Source organism: Wocania arenilitoris, from assembly GCF_021728535.1.
In the GTDB taxonomy this organism is placed as follows: Bacteria; Bacteroidota; Bacteroidia; order Flavobacteriales; family Flavobacteriaceae; genus Wocania_A; species Wocania_A arenilitoris.
Genome location: NZ_JAKKDU010000011.1, coordinates 1 through 14797, shown reverse-complemented (window position 1 = coordinate 14797; position 14797 = coordinate 1). Strand labels below are relative to the sequence as shown.

Here is a 14797-nt window from a genome sequence, read left to right as displayed (position 1 = left end):
TGTTTTTAATTAAAAAAGTGCATTTATAAGGTTGTGGTAGCGTTTGTTAAAAGCTTTTAACGTCTTTATTTTAAGTAATTTGAATATGTTGAGGGGTCGCCTAGTATTTCGGTTGCTTTTTTTATTTTAGGGTCGTTTATTTTATAATAGTCATATAATCCTTCTCTATGAACATATCGTTTTACTATTTCTTCGGTTAAAAGCGCTAATAAATAGTCCTTATTCTCATCAATAGCTTTTGTTTTTGAAGTGTTTAGGTTAGATATTAAGGTGTTGTAATCAGTTTCAATATCATCATTTAAATTTTCTTTTGTAGCCGCTTCAAAAACCCTGTAAAGTGCTTTTTCTGTTTGTGTTATAAATGAAAAATTATTAGTTCTTAAATACTTTTTGAAACTTAAAAAATCGGAATTCGACAGTTTAAAATTATTTATATCTGTAATTTTATTGTTATAATAATATTGGGTAGCAAAGTCAAATATTAAGTTATCATTAGCTAAAGCATTAATAATAGCAGAGTTTTTAATTACGCCTAAGTTTTCATCTGGAAAAACACCGCCACCATCAAAAACTTTACGACCGTTTTTAGTTTTGTATTCGTTATAATTTTCTTGTTTTACTCTAACGGCTTCGCCTTTTTCGTTTCTATTCCAATAATCTAAAGATTGTATGCATCTGCCAGAAGGTGTATAATATCTTGATATAGTTATTTTAACCTGTGTACCATAAGTTAGTAGTTTAGGGCGCTGCACCAAACCTTTACCAAAGCTTCTAGAGCCAACAATAACAGCACGATCTAAATCTTGTAGAGCACCAGAAACAATTTCGCTAGCTGATGCGCTACCACCATCAATTAAAACCACCAAAGGGATTTCGGTATCAATAGGTTCTTTTTGTGTGTAATACGTTCTGTTATATTTTTTTACTTTAGATTTTGTGGTTACTACTAGTTGTCCTTTAGGCACAAATAAATTAACAATTTTAATAGCTTCGTTTAATAACCCACCAGGGTTTCCGCGTAAATCTAAAATAATACGTTTTGCACCCTGAGCTTTTAAATCTCTTAGCGCATAATTGGTTTCATGAGCTGCTTTATTGTTAAACTGAGATAAAACTATATACCCAGTTTCATTATTAACCAGAGAAAAATGAGGAACCGCATTAATCTCTACTTCGGCCCTATTTATTGTAGCAGTTTTAGTTTGATTTTGACGCTTATAAGTAACTTCAACAGAAGTTCCTGGAGCACCTTTTAGTAAATTACCAGCATCATCTTTATAACTTTCAATAACAGTATTACCAACTTTTATAATTTCATCTCCAGCTTTTAGTCCAGCTTTATCTGCAGGATAATCTTTATACGGCTCTACAATAAGCAGCTTATCTTTAAAGGTTCTCACCTTGGCACCTATACCAATATAATCTCCTGTATTGTTTATTCTAGCCGCCTCAACATCTTGTTCGTTTAAAAAGTTGGTGTAAGGATCTAAGTCTGCTAACATACTTTTAATAGCGGTATCCATTAAATCACCAGGGTTGGTTTCGTCAACATAATTCATGTTGAGTTCTTTAAATAAAGTGGTAAAGATTTCTATTTGTTTAGCAATTTCAAAAAAATCATTTTTAAAAGCAGAACCAGTAAAAAGAATGGTAAATGCTAAAGCAGGAATTAGTAGTTTCTTTTTTAGAACATTTTTCATTTTATTATTTCTTTTTTTTGAGCCATTTTTTAATTAAAAAGAATAAGATTATAAGAATAATTATAAACGGCCAAATATGTAATATACCTATAAAAAACATAGATAATCCATTGAAACCAGATTTAATGGCATTCCACATTTTTGTTCCATAGGAAATTGTTACACGACTTTCGGCGGTGTGTTTATAGAATTCTATGTTTAAAGTACTTAAAGCAACTTTGTTTGTAAGATATTTTAATCGACCTTGTTTAGCTTCAATTTCTTCTCTAATTTTAGATAACTCTTTTTCAATCTCAAGAATTTCTTTAACGTTTTTTGCTTTCGAAAGCAATTCTAAATAACGTTTTTCTAAGGTTTGTTTGGCTTTTAGCCTCGCTTCTAAATCTATAAACTCTTCGGTTACATCTTTTGAAGATACTCTTTTGGTGTCAAAAAACTCAACACGATTACTTATAGAATCTATAGTTTTTTGAAAATTATTTATTGGTATTCTAATGGTTAAACTTCTGGTAATTCTGCTATAAGACTTGTTTGATTGATCGTCTTGAATAAACCCTTTATTTTGAATTATAAATTGTTTGATTTGATTATAGGTTTTATCTAAATTTTGAGTTTCAAAATGTAAATAAGATTCTTTAATGATTTGTTGTTTTATAGCTTGTGGTGATGAAGAAATTAAACCGTTTATAGTTGGAGATCGTTCTGCATAAAGAACATCTGCAGATGCCATATTATATTCTTTTGATGCTTCATTATTGGATGGTGCTTTAGAGCACATTAAAGGAAGTATTAATAAAAATAAGTAAGAGAGTAATTTCATAAATGCTATTTTATTATTCAGAAACCGTATCTAAAAACTTTTCAAACAAGCGTTTCATTGTGGTTTCAACTTGTGTAAATGTGGGTTTATCTTTGCCAATGTACAAAATCATAAACGCATATTGTGTTGTAATGTTGTTAAAAAAATCAGCTTTATTTAGCCTATAAACTTCTCTTAATAAACGTTTTATTCTGTTTCTATCTACAGCGGTTTTAAAGTTTCGCTTACTTACCGAAACACCCGTTTTTGCAACAATTTTATCTTCAAAACGGGTTTGTAAATACACTAAACGCAACGGAAAAGCCGAAACCGATTGCCCTTCTGTAAACAGTTGGTCTATTCGTTTTTTGCTTTTAAGTTTTTCTTTTTTAGGATAAGAGCCTGTCATTTACTGATATTATAAACACAAAAATAGGAATAAGAATTAAAACGTTAGCGCCAATATTTTTATATGATAAAAATCATTCTTTATTTAGCAGAGGTACAGTAATTTAACCTTTCAATAATTTTAAATATTATGGGCGATTTAAATATTAGAAAACTAAGCAATAAAAAAGATAAAGCACATTATATACATCATTTAATGAACGATATTGAGGCGTTAGAAATGATGATTAGCAAAGGCTTAATTGAAGAAGCGCCTATTCGAATTGGCGCAGAACAGGAGTTTTGTTTAGTTGATAAAAACTTTTTACCAACCAACAATGCTTTAGATGTTTTAAAAACAATAAATGATGATCACTTTACCACCGAAATAGGTAATTATAACCTTGAAGCAAATTTAGATCCTTTAGAACTTAGTGGTAATTGTTTTTCAGAACTGCACAAACAACTTGATGAGCTACTTAAAAAGGCAAAAGAGGTTGCGGATAAAAAAGACACTAAAATTGTTTTAACTGGTATTTTGCCATCCTTTACTATTGATAGTATTACTGAAGATAAAATGACACCAATAAAACGTTATTCGGTATTAAATGATGCTATAAAAGAAACCAGAAAACAAAATTTTAGTATTCACATTAAAGGTGTAGATGATTTAAATTTATTGCACGATTCGGTTATGTTAGAAGGCTGTAATACGAGTTTTCAAATGCATTTACAAGTCAATCCAAATACTTTTATTGATAGCTATAATTGGGCTCAAGCGATTTCAGGCCCCGTTTTAAGTGCATGTACCAATTCGCCCATATTATTCGGAAAAGAATTATGGAGCGAAACCAGAATAGCTCTTTTTACCCAAAGTGTAGATACACGCGCAAATTCTTTTTTATTAAACGAAAGACAATCTCGTGTTAGCTTTGGTAATAATTGGCAAACAGGCTCAATAGCAGATATTTTTAAAGATAACATTTCACGTTTTAGAAGCTTTGTCACATCAAATTTTATAAAAGATAGCCTAGAAATGTTAGAGAATAACGAAACCCCAAAATTAAGTGCGCTTCAATTGCATAATGGCACAGTCTATCCTTGGAATCGGGTTTGTTACGGAACAGGTAATGGGAAACCACATTTACGCATAGAAAACCGATATATTCCTTCAGGACCAACAACTAGAGATGAAATTGCTAATATGGTTTTTTGGGTAGGTGTAATGCTGGGACAACCAAAACAGTATAAAAACATTCATGAAAAGTGGAGTTTTAAAGATGTAAAAACAAACTTTTTTAATGCGGCACGATACGGAATGGCGGCACAGTTTTATTGGAATGGTAAGTATGTTTCTTGTTTCGATTTAATTAGAAACGAATTGTTGCCAATGGCGTACAAAGGACTCTACAGCGCCGGTATTTCTCCAAAAGATGCAGAGTATTATTTAAATATTATTGAAAATAGAATTAAAAGCTATAACGGTGCAGAGTGGCTAACTAGAAATTATAGATTTTTAAAAACTAAACACAACAGATACGAATCTATGCAAATATTAACTGCTAAATTATACGAAAAACAAGAAAAAGGATATCCTGTATCTACTTGGGGCATGTTAAAAACAGATTATGAACCATCTATTATAGATAACAGAACTGTTAAGCATATTATGAGTACCGATGTTTTTTCAATTGATAAACATGATAGCGTTGAGCTAGTATTAAACATTATGAAGTGGAAAAACATTCATCATATGCCTGTTATTAATAGCAACAGAGAGATTATAGGTCTCATTTCTTGGGCGGGCGTAAAAAACTATATAGATAACATAGAAGAACAACACGATTCTGTAAAAAAGATAATGAATACTAATGTCATTACAATTACTGAAAACGAGCCTATAGAGATTGCTAAAAGCCTAATGAAAGAACACAATATAAGCTGTTTACCAGTTATTAAATATGGTAAATTAAATGGTTTAATTACGCTAAATGATTTTGATAAATGATTAAAGAAGAAAACCAAATAATTGAAAAACCAGCAACTATTAACAGAATAATTGGTAAAATTAAAGGTAACAAAAAGGGATCAACCGTTGTGTTTTTTGGTGGCATTCATGGCAACGAAAAAGCAGGAGTAAATGCCTTAAAGCATGTTTTTAAAAAGATAAAATCTAAAGATGTAAAAGGAACAATTTATGGTATTTCGGGCAATATAAAAGCACTTAAAACAAATCAACGCTTTATTGATGAAGATTTAAACAGACTTTGGATGCCACTGCAAATTGAAACCATTCATAAAAAAGCACAACTAAATAACGAAGAGCAGGAAGTTGTTGAATTATTTAAACTACTACAAACTATTTTTAAAGAAGAAAGCGGCCCGTTTTATTTCATAGATTTCCACACAACTTCTAGTATATCTTTACCATTTATAACAATTAACGACGCGTTAATTAACAGAAAATTTTCTAAGCTGTTTCCTGTACCAATTGTTTTAGGTATTGAAGAGTTTTTAGATGGACCACTTTTAAGTTATATTAATCAATTAGGTTATGTATCTTTAGGTTTTGAAGCAGGACAACACGATTTAACAACATCTACAACTAATTGCATTGCATTTGCTTTTTTAACACTGGTTCATACAGGCAATGTAGAAAAAGAAACCCTTTTAGGTTTTAAAGAGCATTACAATATTTTAAAAAAGGAAGCAGAACAGATAAAAGACGTTTTTGAGGTAATATATCAATATAAAATTGAACCTAATAAAGACTTTAAAATGCTTAAAGGTTTTAAAAGTTTTCAAAATATTAAAAAAGGAATTCCTTTGGCGGTTAGTAATAACAAGCAAATTTTATCAAAGCATAATGCCAAAATTTTTATGCCATTATATCAAACCAAAGGAGATGATGGGTTTTTTATTATAAAAATTATTAAACCGTTTTACTTAAAATTATCTGCCGTATTAAGACGCCTTCGTTTTGATGAACTTTTAGTTTTTTTACCAGGTATTTCGTGGATAAATCACAAAAAAGGCGCATTAGTAGTCAACCTTAAAGCCGCTAAATATTTAGCAAAACCACTCTTTCATTTGTTAGGTTATAGAAACAAACAAATTGATAAAACACATTTAAGACTGTACAGTCGAGAAAAAGAAGCAAAAACTAGCGTTTATAAAAAAGAAGCTTGGTATAGATAGATGATTTTATGAGACTTTTGAATGTGTTTTATTTATTCAATCAGAATGTTTAGTAAACCTACATCATAACAAACACCGCTTTTTTCATATTACTCTTTTGTGAATACTTTTAATTTCTTTGTTTCTATTACTGGTATAGCAGTTAAAGTTTAAAATTTTTGCAAGTTAGCGTTAGTCGTCAATTGCGCTAAATACTCATTATGGGCTTTAATAATTGTAATTTTTTCATAAATAAAATAACAACGGAATAATTATTGATAATTTAGCGTTATGTTAAAAACCCTTACAATTATATTATGAAAAATTTACTTTCAATTTTAGCTATTTTTATTGCAACTCTGGCAGTAGCACAAAACCCAATAGAAAAATCAGTTGGTGAATTCTCAGAACTTAAAGTTTACGATTTAATAGAGGTTGAACTCATAAAATCTAAAGAAAATAAAGTGATTATTTCTGGCGATAATACTAATGATGTAGTTCTTAACAACAAAAACGGAAAGCTAAAGATTAAAATGAATTTAGAAGAAATTTTTGATGGCAACAACACAAAAGTAAAACTGTATTATACTTCTATACAAGTAATTGATGTTAACGAAGGTGCACATGTACATTCAAAAGATAAAATAAAGCAGTTTGAAATTGATTTAAAGGCGCAAGAAGGCGCAAAGATAGATGTTAAATTAAATGTTAGTTACGCCAATATTAAATCTGTTACTGGAGGAGTAATAATAACTTCTGGAAAATCAAAAAACCAAAAAGTATCATTGTTAACAGGAGGTGTTTACAAAGCAGAAGAATTAATAACAGACAATACAGAAGTTGCTGTTAGAGCCGCAGGAGAGGCTTATGTAAATGCATCTAAATTGGTTGATATTAAAATAAGAGCTGGAGGCGATGTGTTTATTTACGGAGATCCAGAAAATGTAAATGAAAGCAGCGTTTTTGGCGGTCGTGTAAAACGTATGAATTAAAAGTTTAATTATATTTTAAACCCACTGTTTGAGGTGGGTTTTCTTTTTTAAATACTGTTTAAAAGACATTTAATAATCATAAAATATTTCTTTACTTTGTGTAAACCTTCTCTCAATGATGTTTGATGATATTTTAGCAGCGATACCTTTTGGTTTTATATTAGCCTTTACAATAGGACCAGTGTTTTTTGTGCTTTTAGAAACCAGCGCAACAAAAGGGTTTAAAAGCGCTTTAATTTTTGATTGCGGCGTTATGTTTGCCGATATTCTATTCATTATCATTGCTTTTTACAGTACCAATAAGCTATTAGAAAAAGTAAAAGATGATCCTAGTTTTTTAATTTTTGGTGGCGTTTTATTAGTTACTTATGGTGTTATTTCTTTTATAAAAACCTCAAAATCATTTCGAGAAATTGTTAGAGAATATCATAAAGTTGAAATAAAAAAAGGCTATGGCAAACTTTTTTTAAAAGGATTTTTACTTAATTTTATAAATATTGGCGTTTTATTAGGTTGGGTTGCATTTATAGTACTGGGAAACTCATTAACTGAATCAAAAGATGGTGTTGTCGTTTTTTTATCCACAATACTTATTGTTTATTTTTTGATAGACTTGGTTAAAATAGCATTAGCAAAAAAATTAAAAAACCAATTAACACCAAGGCTTATTTTTAAGACAAAAAAAATAATAGCATTAGTAATTCTTGGCTTTGGGGTTTTACTTTTGGTACAAGGTTTTTTTCCAGATGAACAAAAAAGAATAAAAGACAAATTAGAACAAATAAATCCAATAAAAGACAAATTATCAGACTAGCAGGTAAGCACTTTTTTTAAATGATTAAAATTTATAAAAACAAAAAAGAGATACTTTTAAAAAACATCTCTTTTTGTTGAGGCGTCGAGCGGATTCGAACCGCTGTAGAAGGTTTTGCAGACCTCTGCCTAGCCACTCGGCCACGACGCCTTAATATTTTACTATTAAATTGTGTTTAATGTTGTCTTGAGAGGGAATCAAAAACTTGCTGCAAATGTAAAAAAAAATATGACTTTTCCTTACAAAATGTTATTTTTTACGCTTATCAGTCATTTTTATCGTTACACGCTCAACATCGCCACCAATAGGTGGGTTTAGTTTGCTAATACTAACTGATGCTTTTTTCACTAAACCATCCTCATTAAAGATTCTATCTAAAATACGTCTTGCTACTGTTTCTAGTAGTTTAGAGGGCTTATTCATCTCTTCTTTAATCACTCGATTTAAAAACACATAGTCAACTGTGTCCATTAATTTATCTGTTTTTGCAGATTGCTGTAAATTAGCCTTAACCTGCAAATCTACACGATAATCACTGCCTATTTTTGTCTCTTCTTTTAAGCAGCCATGATAAGCAAATACTCGAATATTTTCAACTTTTATAATTCCCATCAGATGTCATTTTAAGTCATCAAAATTACCTAATTTTGCACAATATTTTGTTTAATATTATTAGTTTTTAAAAGCTATTAAATAGAGTTGCCAATTTTTATGTCTGAAGAAAAAAAACCACTAAATTTTTTAGAGCAAATTATAGAAGAAGATTTAGCCAATGGTATGCCTAATAACGAGTTGCGTTTTCGTTTTCCACCAGAACCAAATGGATATTTACATATTGGTCATACTAAAGCCATAGGAATTAGCTTTGGTTTAGGTGAAAAATACAATGCACCAGTAAATTTAAGATTTGATGATACTAATCCAGCTAAAGAGGAGCAAGAATATGTAGATGCTATTAAGCGAGATATTAAGTGGTTGGGATATACTTGGGCTAATGAGTTGTACTCGTCAGATTATTTTCAGCAACTTTACGATTGGGCAGTTTTACTTATTAAAGATGGAAAGGCTTATGTAGATTCACAATCTAGTGAAGCTATGGCAGAACAAAAAGGAACGCCAACCCAACCCGGAGTTGATGGTCCTTACCGAAGTAGGGGTGTTGATGAAAATTTAGATCTTTTTAAGCGCATGAAAGATGGTGAATTTGAAGAAGGCACTCATATTTTACGTGCAAAAATTGATATGCAGCACACTAATATGCTGATGCGCGACCCAATTATGTATCGTATTTTAAAGAAGCATCACCACAGAACAGGAAACGATTGGTGTATTTATCCCATGTATGATTGGACTCATGGCGAAAGTGATTACATTGAACAAATTTCACACTCACTTTGTTCGCTTGAGTTTAAACCTCATAGAGAGCTTTATAACTGGTTTAAAGAACAGGTTTACACCTATAGCAAAGACAAATATCCAAAACTGCCTAAACAGCGAGAGTTTGCACGTTTAAATTTGAGTTATACTATAATGAGTAAACGCAAATTATTGCAATTGGTAGAAGATGGTATTGTAAACGGTTGGGATGACCCAAGAATGCCAACTATTTCTGGCTTGCGTCGTCGTGGTTACACGCCAAAAGCGCTAAAAAAGTTTGTAGAAACAGCAGGTGTTGCAAAAAGAGATAATGTTATAGATGTTTCGCTTTTAGAGTTTTGTATTCGTGAGGATTTAAATAAAACTGCTCCGCGCGTTATGGCTGTTTTAAATCCTATAAAACTAGTAATAACAAATTATCCAGAGGATAAAGTAGAATGGTTAGATGCCGAGAATAATCAAGAAGATAATAGTGCAGGTTATAGAAAAGTGCCATTTTCTCGTGAATTATATATTGAAAAAGAAGATTTTAAAGAAGACGCTGGAAATAAGTTTTTTAGATTAAGATTAGGTGGCGAAGTAAGGCTTAAAAACGCCTATATTATTAAAGCAGAAAGCGTAGTAAAAGATTCTAATGGAAATATTACCGAAGTACATTGTACATATAGTGAAGACACTTCAAAAAAAGTAAAAGGAACTTTGCATTGGGTCTCTATACAACATGCTATAAAAGCTGAGGTTAGAGAATACGATAGGCTGTTTATGGATGAAGCTCCAGATAGCCATACCGATAAAACGTTTTTAGATTTTATTAATCCAAATTCACTAAAAGTAATTGATGCTTTTATTGAACCTAGTTTAAAAGAAGCTAAAATTGGCGATAGGTTTCAGTTTCAACGTTTAGGCTATTTTAATGTTGATTCTATTGGAGAAAAATTAGTATTTAACAAGACTGTTGGATTAAGAGATTCTTGGGCAAAAAAAACTAGTGCTGAGCATAGTCGAAGTAAGCCTAAAAATAGCATGAATCAAAACCAAGAAAAACTGCAGCAACAAAATCAACGAAAAGCAATTAGTGTCATTCAGCAATTGGGAAAAAAATATACAAATCTCCCTGAAGAAAAACAGTTAAAAGTTAAATCTGAAATTCAAGAATTAGCTAAAAATGTCTCGTATGAAGATTTAGAACCATTGTTTAATACAGCGGTAAAAAAAGCAGGAACTCGTATAGCTGCAACGTTAACTTTAGGTGTTTTACTAGAAAATGGATTAGAGCGAAACGAGGCTATAAATAATTTTATTTCTAAAGCTTTAGAAGATAAAAACGAGTTGTTAGTAGCCGAAGCTGAAGCACTTTAAGTACTATAAAGTGTTAAAACTTAAACACATATTTTAATTTTAGTTATATTTATCTTCTAACTAAAACTAAAAACATATGGAAATGCCAATTAACCTTATAGCAATCCCAATTGCTGCAGTTGCTGCATTAGTTGTGGGATTTATATGGTACAACCCAAAAGTATTTGGAAATGCATGGATGCAAGCTTCTGGAATGACAGAAGAAAAAATGAAAGGTGGAAATATGGCTAAAATATTTGGATTAGCTTTATTTTTTGCTGTATTACTAGCCGTTCAACTTATGCAAATGACAAATCCCCAATGGGGAGCACTAGGAATGGTAGGAGGAGACCCAACTAATGCTTTACCATCGTTTGAAGCCTTTATGGCAGATTACGGAACAGCCTTTAGAACATTTAAACATGGCGCGCTACATGGTACATTAGCAGGAATCTTAGTTGCGCTTCCAATTATTGGGACTAACGCTTTATTTGAACGTAAAAGTGCTAAATACATTTTTATAAACGCCGGATATTGGATTGTTACTCTTGCGGTTATGGGGGCGATACTTTGTGGAATGTAAAAATTTTGTAATTTTTTAACACATTTAAAGACTGAGGTATTTAACTTCGGTCTTTTTTCTTTTGTATTGATACATTATAAACTATATACTACAGTTAATAAACTTCCCGATTCCTGGGATGTACTTCCAAATTATGATATTTTTTTAAAAAAAGCATTTTTAAAAACACTTGAATCATCATCTCCAAGCAATATAACATCGTACTATTTAGCTGTTTTTAATGCCAAAAAACTAGTTGGTATTGCTATTATACAGCGCGTAGAAATGTATTTGGATGATATATTTAGAAAGACTTCAAGCAATATTATTAAAAAATCTGCAAAGCAATTAGTATCAAAAATCATAAAAGGAAATGCATTAATTGTTGGTAATTTAATGCATACAGGGCAACATGGAATTTACTTTAATTCGCTAGAAATTTCGCAAAGTGAGTATTTAATGCAACTTGAAAAAGCATTAAGCCATTTAACAACCAAAATTAAATCTGAGTTTAATAAAAAGATACGCATCATTGCTTTTAAAGATTATTTTGAAAATGATACGATTCATGAAAGCTCAGAATTTTTTAAAGTCAATAATTTATACAAAGTACAAGTTCAGCCAAATATGATACTTGCTATTTTAGATACTTGGAAAACACCAGAAAACTACATAGCATCATTCAATAAAAAGTATTATAGACGCTATAAAACGGCTCGGAAAAAAGCTACAAATATTGATTGTAAAGAGCTAAACGAAGAATTTATTAAAAACAATTCTGATACTATTTTTAAACTGTATGAAACTGTTTCGGATAATGCAGGTGTTAATTCGTTTAAGTTGCACAAAAAACATTTTTATAAACTAAAGGTAAACTTAGGTGAAAAATTTAAAGTTTTTGGTTTCTTTTTAAATGAAGAATTGGTTGGGTTTTATACTTTAATTTTAAATGATGACGTTTTAGAAACGTACTTTTTAGGTTACAACAAAGACTTGCAGAAAAAGTATCAAATGTATTTAAACATGCTGTTTAATATGGCGTTTTTTGGTATTGAAAACAACTTTAAAACCATTGTCTATGCTAGAACCGCAATGGAAATTAAAAGCTCAATTGGAGCAAAACCCAAAACAATGCATGTGTATTTAAAGCACACTAATAATTTTATTGCCAATACGGTTTTAAAGTGTATTGTAAAATACATGAATCCAATAAAAAAGTGGGAAGAAAGACATCCGTTTAAAGCGGATTTAATTTAGTAATATAATCCGTTATCTAAAATCGATTTTACCGCTTTTTTTTCGTGAGCAACTAGTTTATTGTAAACATCTTTACTAAGGTTAGATTTAACTCCAACAAACTCCAATTCAAAAGGGTTTAAGATTTCATTAAAAATTAATTTTACCCTTTCTAAATGATATTCTGAGGTAATAATTGTTAGGTGCACATTGTCTAATTTTTCTACAACAGGTTTAATTTTTACAGCATCGTCAACGGTATTTGATGATAATGCGAAGTCTAAAAAGGCGTCCTTAGGAATTCCATTTTTAATTAAATATGCTTTAGAATATTCAGCATGAGGTTTACTAGATGTATTAAAATGATCACCCCATCCACCAGTACAAAGCACAAAACTACCTTTGGTGTATAAGCTAGCACAATAGTTTAATCTACTTCTAGATATATCACTTAAAACCCCTTCAGGAGAATTAGGAGATCCTAAAACAATTAAAGTATTTTTCTTCATGGTTTAAAGTAACAAAATAAAACCCTCTAAAAGATGATTCTAGAGGGTTTGTTTATATTAAAAAGAAAATTTATTCGTTCTTCTTCTTAGCGTTTTTCATGGCTTCACCAATTTGGTTACTTGCTGCAAAACTAGCAACCATATCATTTAGCATATTGCTTCCGGCTTGTGGTGCATTTGGCAAAAGAATTAAATTACTATTAGTTTCTTCACCTAATGATTGTAGGGTATCGTAATGTTGAGTAACAACAATTAATGCAGAAGCTTCTTGACTATTAATACCAACACGATTTAAAACTTCTACCGACTCCTCTAAACCACGCGCAATTTCACGACGTTGGTCTGCAATACCTTGACCTTGTAAACGCTTGCTTTCAGCCTCGGCTTTTGCTTTTTCAACAATTAAAATACGAGCAGCATCACCTTCAAATTGTGCAGCTATTTTTTCACGCTCAGAAGCATTAATTCTATTCATGGCTTCTTTTACTTGAGCATCAGGATCAATATCGGTTACAAGAGTTTTAATAATATCGTAACCATAATCGATCATAGCATCGTTCAATTCAGCTTTAACCGCAATAGCAATATCGTCTTTTTTAACAAACACATCGTCTAGTTTCATTTTAGGTACTTCGGCACGCACTACATCAAAAACGTAAGATGTAATTTGATCGTGCGGATAATCTAATTTATAAAAAGCATCATAAACCTTATCGCGAATTACTTTGTATTGTACTGATACTTTTAAGCGAACAAACACATCGTCTAAAGTTTTAGTTTCAATGATAACATCAAGTTGCTGAATTTTTAAGCTTAATCGACCAGCAATTCGGTCTACTAAAGGAATTTTCATTTGCAAACCAGAATGACGAATGATTTGAAATCTACCAAAACGTTCAACAATCACAGCGGTTTGTTGCTTAACAATAAAGAAAGCAGAGATTAATATGATTAATCCGAAAAGGATAATAGGAATAAAAAATAAGTTCATAATAAATACATTAAAATGGTTAGAAAAATTAAGATACAAAAATTATACTATATTTGGCTGTTTATTACCCAAATGATGAAATTTAAACAACCTTTCTTATTAGTAGCGCTTTTACTGTGTTTTGTTACAAAAAGTTTTTCGCAAAAAGGAAATTATAGTATTAGCAATGGTATTGGTATAACAGGAGGAATTACTCAATTTAATATTACCACCGATAACTTTATAACTAATTCATCGAACGGATTTTCAGGTGGGCTGTCTTCAACTGTTGATATTCCTAACAGATGGTATAATATTAGTTTTGGTATGCAACTTTCTGAAAGTAGTATTGATATTTCTGCAAGACCAACGCAATTAAGTAATAGCAACCCCAATGAATTTATTGATTATAAAATGTTTGCAGCTCAAGTAGCAATGCTTATGCATATAAAAGTAGCGCCTAATTATTTTACTATTGATTTGGGTCCTATGCTACAATACAACGGAAAATTAGAGCTTAAAGATGAAAGCAAGAAAAGCTATTATATTAATAATTACAGCAATTTAACTGCAGAAAACATTACAAATATTTCTCAATTTAATATTAATGGCGTAATTGGCGCATCGGTTGGAATTAAAAACCTTAAGCTTAAAGCCCAATACATTTATGGGTTTACAAATATTCTAAACAAATTAAACTCTAAAACTGTTGATGCTTCTGGTGGTGATTCTAAGTTTAAAGGAAACCAAACGATGTTGGTTTTGGGAGCTGTGATTTCGTTTTAGTTGTTGTTTTTTGGAAAGTTTCGTTTAATGCAATCTCCCTACTAAAAAATCAGTTGAGTTTTTTTGCTAACGAATCGTATCTTTATGGAGGCTCCTTGTCGAGGCCGGTTTTCGCATTGGTACATTTAAGTCCGACCGCAATCAAGGTTC

The 14797-nt window shown here is 30.8% G+C and carries 14 protein-coding genes and 1 tRNA gene; 8 read left to right on the top strand and 7 right to left on the bottom strand.

Annotation, left to right across the window (positions count from 1 at the left end; translation table 11 throughout):
- Positions 1-65: 65 nt before the first annotated feature.
- Genes L3X37_RS10135 through rnpA form a run of 3 tightly spaced genes read right to left on the bottom strand, consistent with a single transcriptional unit; the run spans position 66 to position 2908 of the window.
- A complete protein-coding gene (locus L3X37_RS10135; RefSeq protein ID WP_237240067.1) occupies positions 66-1700 on the bottom strand; it encodes a S41 family peptidase in 1635 nt (544 codons plus the stop codon).
- Positions 1701-1704: 4 nt separating this feature from the next.
- The gene (locus tag L3X37_RS10130; protein WP_237240066.1) at positions 1705-2520 is read right to left on the bottom strand and encodes a DUF4349 domain-containing protein; all 816 of its coding nucleotides are present in this window, start codon (positions 2518-2520) and stop codon (positions 1705-1707) included.
- 13 nt (positions 2521-2533) lie between these two features.
- Complete coding sequence (gene rnpA, locus L3X37_RS10125; RefSeq protein ID WP_237240065.1) at positions 2534-2908, bottom strand: ribonuclease P protein component; 375 nt, start codon at positions 2906-2908, stop codon at positions 2534-2536.
- A gap of 129 nt (positions 2909-3037) precedes the next feature.
- Between rnpA and L3X37_RS10120 the strand changes: the two genes are divergently transcribed.
- The 4 genes from L3X37_RS10120 (at position 3038) to L3X37_RS10105 (ending at position 7869) form a co-directional block, all read left to right on the top strand.
- Positions 3038-4894, top strand: coding sequence for a CBS domain-containing protein (locus L3X37_RS10120; RefSeq protein ID WP_237240064.1), 1857 nt, complete (start codon positions 3038-3040; stop codon positions 4892-4894).
- On the top strand, positions 4891-6084 hold the full coding sequence (locus tag L3X37_RS10115; protein ID WP_237240063.1) for a succinylglutamate desuccinylase/aspartoacylase family protein: 1194 nt from the start codon (positions 4891-4893) through the stop codon (positions 6082-6084). The genes L3X37_RS10120 and L3X37_RS10115 overlap by 4 nt, the downstream gene beginning before the upstream one ends.
- A 296-nt stretch (positions 6085-6380) precedes the next feature.
- Positions 6381-7055, top strand: coding sequence for a head GIN domain-containing protein (locus tag L3X37_RS10110; RefSeq protein ID WP_237240062.1), 675 nt, complete (start codon positions 6381-6383; stop codon positions 7053-7055).
- Between the two features lie 118 nt (positions 7056-7173).
- On the top strand, positions 7174-7869 hold the full coding sequence (locus tag L3X37_RS10105; RefSeq protein WP_237240157.1) for a LysE family translocator: 696 nt from the start codon (positions 7174-7176) through the stop codon (positions 7867-7869).
- Between the two features lie 79 nt (positions 7870-7948).
- Here L3X37_RS10105 and L3X37_RS10100 read toward each other — a convergent pair.
- Positions 7949-8019 (bottom strand) — tRNA-Cys (locus L3X37_RS10100).
- 99 nt (positions 8020-8118) lie between these two features.
- On the bottom strand, positions 8119-8481 hold the full coding sequence (gene folB, locus L3X37_RS10095) for a dihydroneopterin aldolase (protein ID WP_237240061.1): 363 nt from the start codon (positions 8479-8481) through the stop codon (positions 8119-8121).
- Positions 8482-8580: 99 nt separating this feature from the next.
- Between folB and L3X37_RS10090 the strand changes: the two genes are divergently transcribed.
- The 3 genes from L3X37_RS10090 (at position 8581) to L3X37_RS10080 (ending at position 12403) form a co-directional block, all read left to right on the top strand.
- Positions 8581-10605: a glutamine--tRNA ligase/YqeY domain fusion protein gene (locus L3X37_RS10090; protein WP_237240060.1), complete on the top strand. Its 2025-nt coding sequence runs from the start codon at positions 8581-8583 to the stop codon at positions 10603-10605.
- Positions 10606-10687: 82 nt separating this feature from the next.
- Positions 10688-11167 (top strand): DUF1761 domain-containing protein, encoded by a 480-nt coding sequence (locus tag L3X37_RS10085; RefSeq protein WP_237240059.1) that lies wholly within the window; start codon positions 10688-10690, stop codon positions 11165-11167.
- A 66-nt stretch (positions 11168-11233) separates the two neighbouring features.
- On the top strand, positions 11234-12403 hold the full coding sequence (locus tag L3X37_RS10080) for a GNAT family N-acetyltransferase (RefSeq protein ID WP_237240058.1): 1170 nt from the start codon (positions 11234-11236) through the stop codon (positions 12401-12403).
- On the opposite strand, the gene L3X37_RS10075 is transcribed toward L3X37_RS10080, so the two are convergent.
- Positions 12400-12891, bottom strand: coding sequence for a YdcF family protein (locus L3X37_RS10075; RefSeq protein WP_237240057.1), 492 nt, complete (start codon positions 12889-12891; stop codon positions 12400-12402). The two genes, L3X37_RS10080 and L3X37_RS10075, sit on opposite strands and share 4 nt — an antisense overlap.
- A 70-nt stretch (positions 12892-12961) precedes the next feature.
- Complete coding sequence (locus L3X37_RS10070) at positions 12962-13882, bottom strand: SPFH domain-containing protein (RefSeq protein WP_237240056.1); 921 nt, start codon at positions 13880-13882, stop codon at positions 12962-12964.
- Positions 13883-13957: 75 nt separating this feature from the next.
- On the opposite strand from L3X37_RS10070, the gene L3X37_RS10065 reads away from it, so the two are divergent.
- Complete coding sequence (locus L3X37_RS10065) at positions 13958-14647, top strand: porin family protein (protein ID WP_237240055.1); 690 nt, start codon at positions 13958-13960, stop codon at positions 14645-14647.
- Positions 14648-14797: the final 150 nt, after the last annotated feature.

What these genes read in the sequence shown, in the direction of transcription:
- L3X37_RS10135 (WP_237240067.1), bottom strand. Translation starts at nt 1,700, where the DNA reads ATGAAAAATGTTCTAAAAAAGAAACTACTAATTCCTGCTTTAGCATTT.
- L3X37_RS10090 (WP_237240060.1), top strand. Translation starts at nt 8,581, where the DNA reads ATGTCTGAAGAAAAAAAACCACTAAATTTTTTAGAGCAAATTATAGAA.
- L3X37_RS10070 (WP_237240056.1), bottom strand. Translation starts at nt 13,882, where the DNA reads ATGAACTTATTTTTTATTCCTATTATCCTTTTCGGATTAATCATATTA.
- L3X37_RS10110 (WP_237240062.1), top strand. Translation starts at nt 6,381, where the DNA reads ATGAAAAATTTACTTTCAATTTTAGCTATTTTTATTGCAACTCTGGCA.
- L3X37_RS10105 (WP_237240157.1), top strand. Translation starts at nt 7,174, where the DNA reads ATGTTTGATGATATTTTAGCAGCGATACCTTTTGGTTTTATATTAGCC.
- L3X37_RS10065 (WP_237240055.1), top strand. Translation starts at nt 13,958, where the DNA reads ATGAAATTTAAACAACCTTTCTTATTAGTAGCGCTTTTACTGTGTTTT.
- L3X37_RS10075 (WP_237240057.1), bottom strand. Translation starts at nt 12,891, where the DNA reads ATGAAGAAAAATACTTTAATTGTTTTAGGATCTCCTAATTCTCCTGAA.
- folB (WP_237240061.1), bottom strand. Translation starts at nt 8,481, where the DNA reads ATGGGAATTATAAAAGTTGAAAATATTCGAGTATTTGCTTATCATGGC.
- L3X37_RS10130 (WP_237240066.1), bottom strand. Translation starts at nt 2,520, where the DNA reads ATGAAATTACTCTCTTACTTATTTTTATTAATACTTCCTTTAATGTGC.
- rnpA (WP_237240065.1), bottom strand. Translation starts at nt 2,908, where the DNA reads ATGACAGGCTCTTATCCTAAAAAAGAAAAACTTAAAAGCAAAAAACGA.
- L3X37_RS10085 (WP_237240059.1), top strand. Translation starts at nt 10,688, where the DNA reads ATGCCAATTAACCTTATAGCAATCCCAATTGCTGCAGTTGCTGCATTA.
- L3X37_RS10120 (WP_237240064.1), top strand. Translation starts at nt 3,038, where the DNA reads ATGGGCGATTTAAATATTAGAAAACTAAGCAATAAAAAAGATAAAGCA.
- L3X37_RS10115 (WP_237240063.1), top strand. Translation starts at nt 4,891, where the DNA reads ATGATTAAAGAAGAAAACCAAATAATTGAAAAACCAGCAACTATTAAC.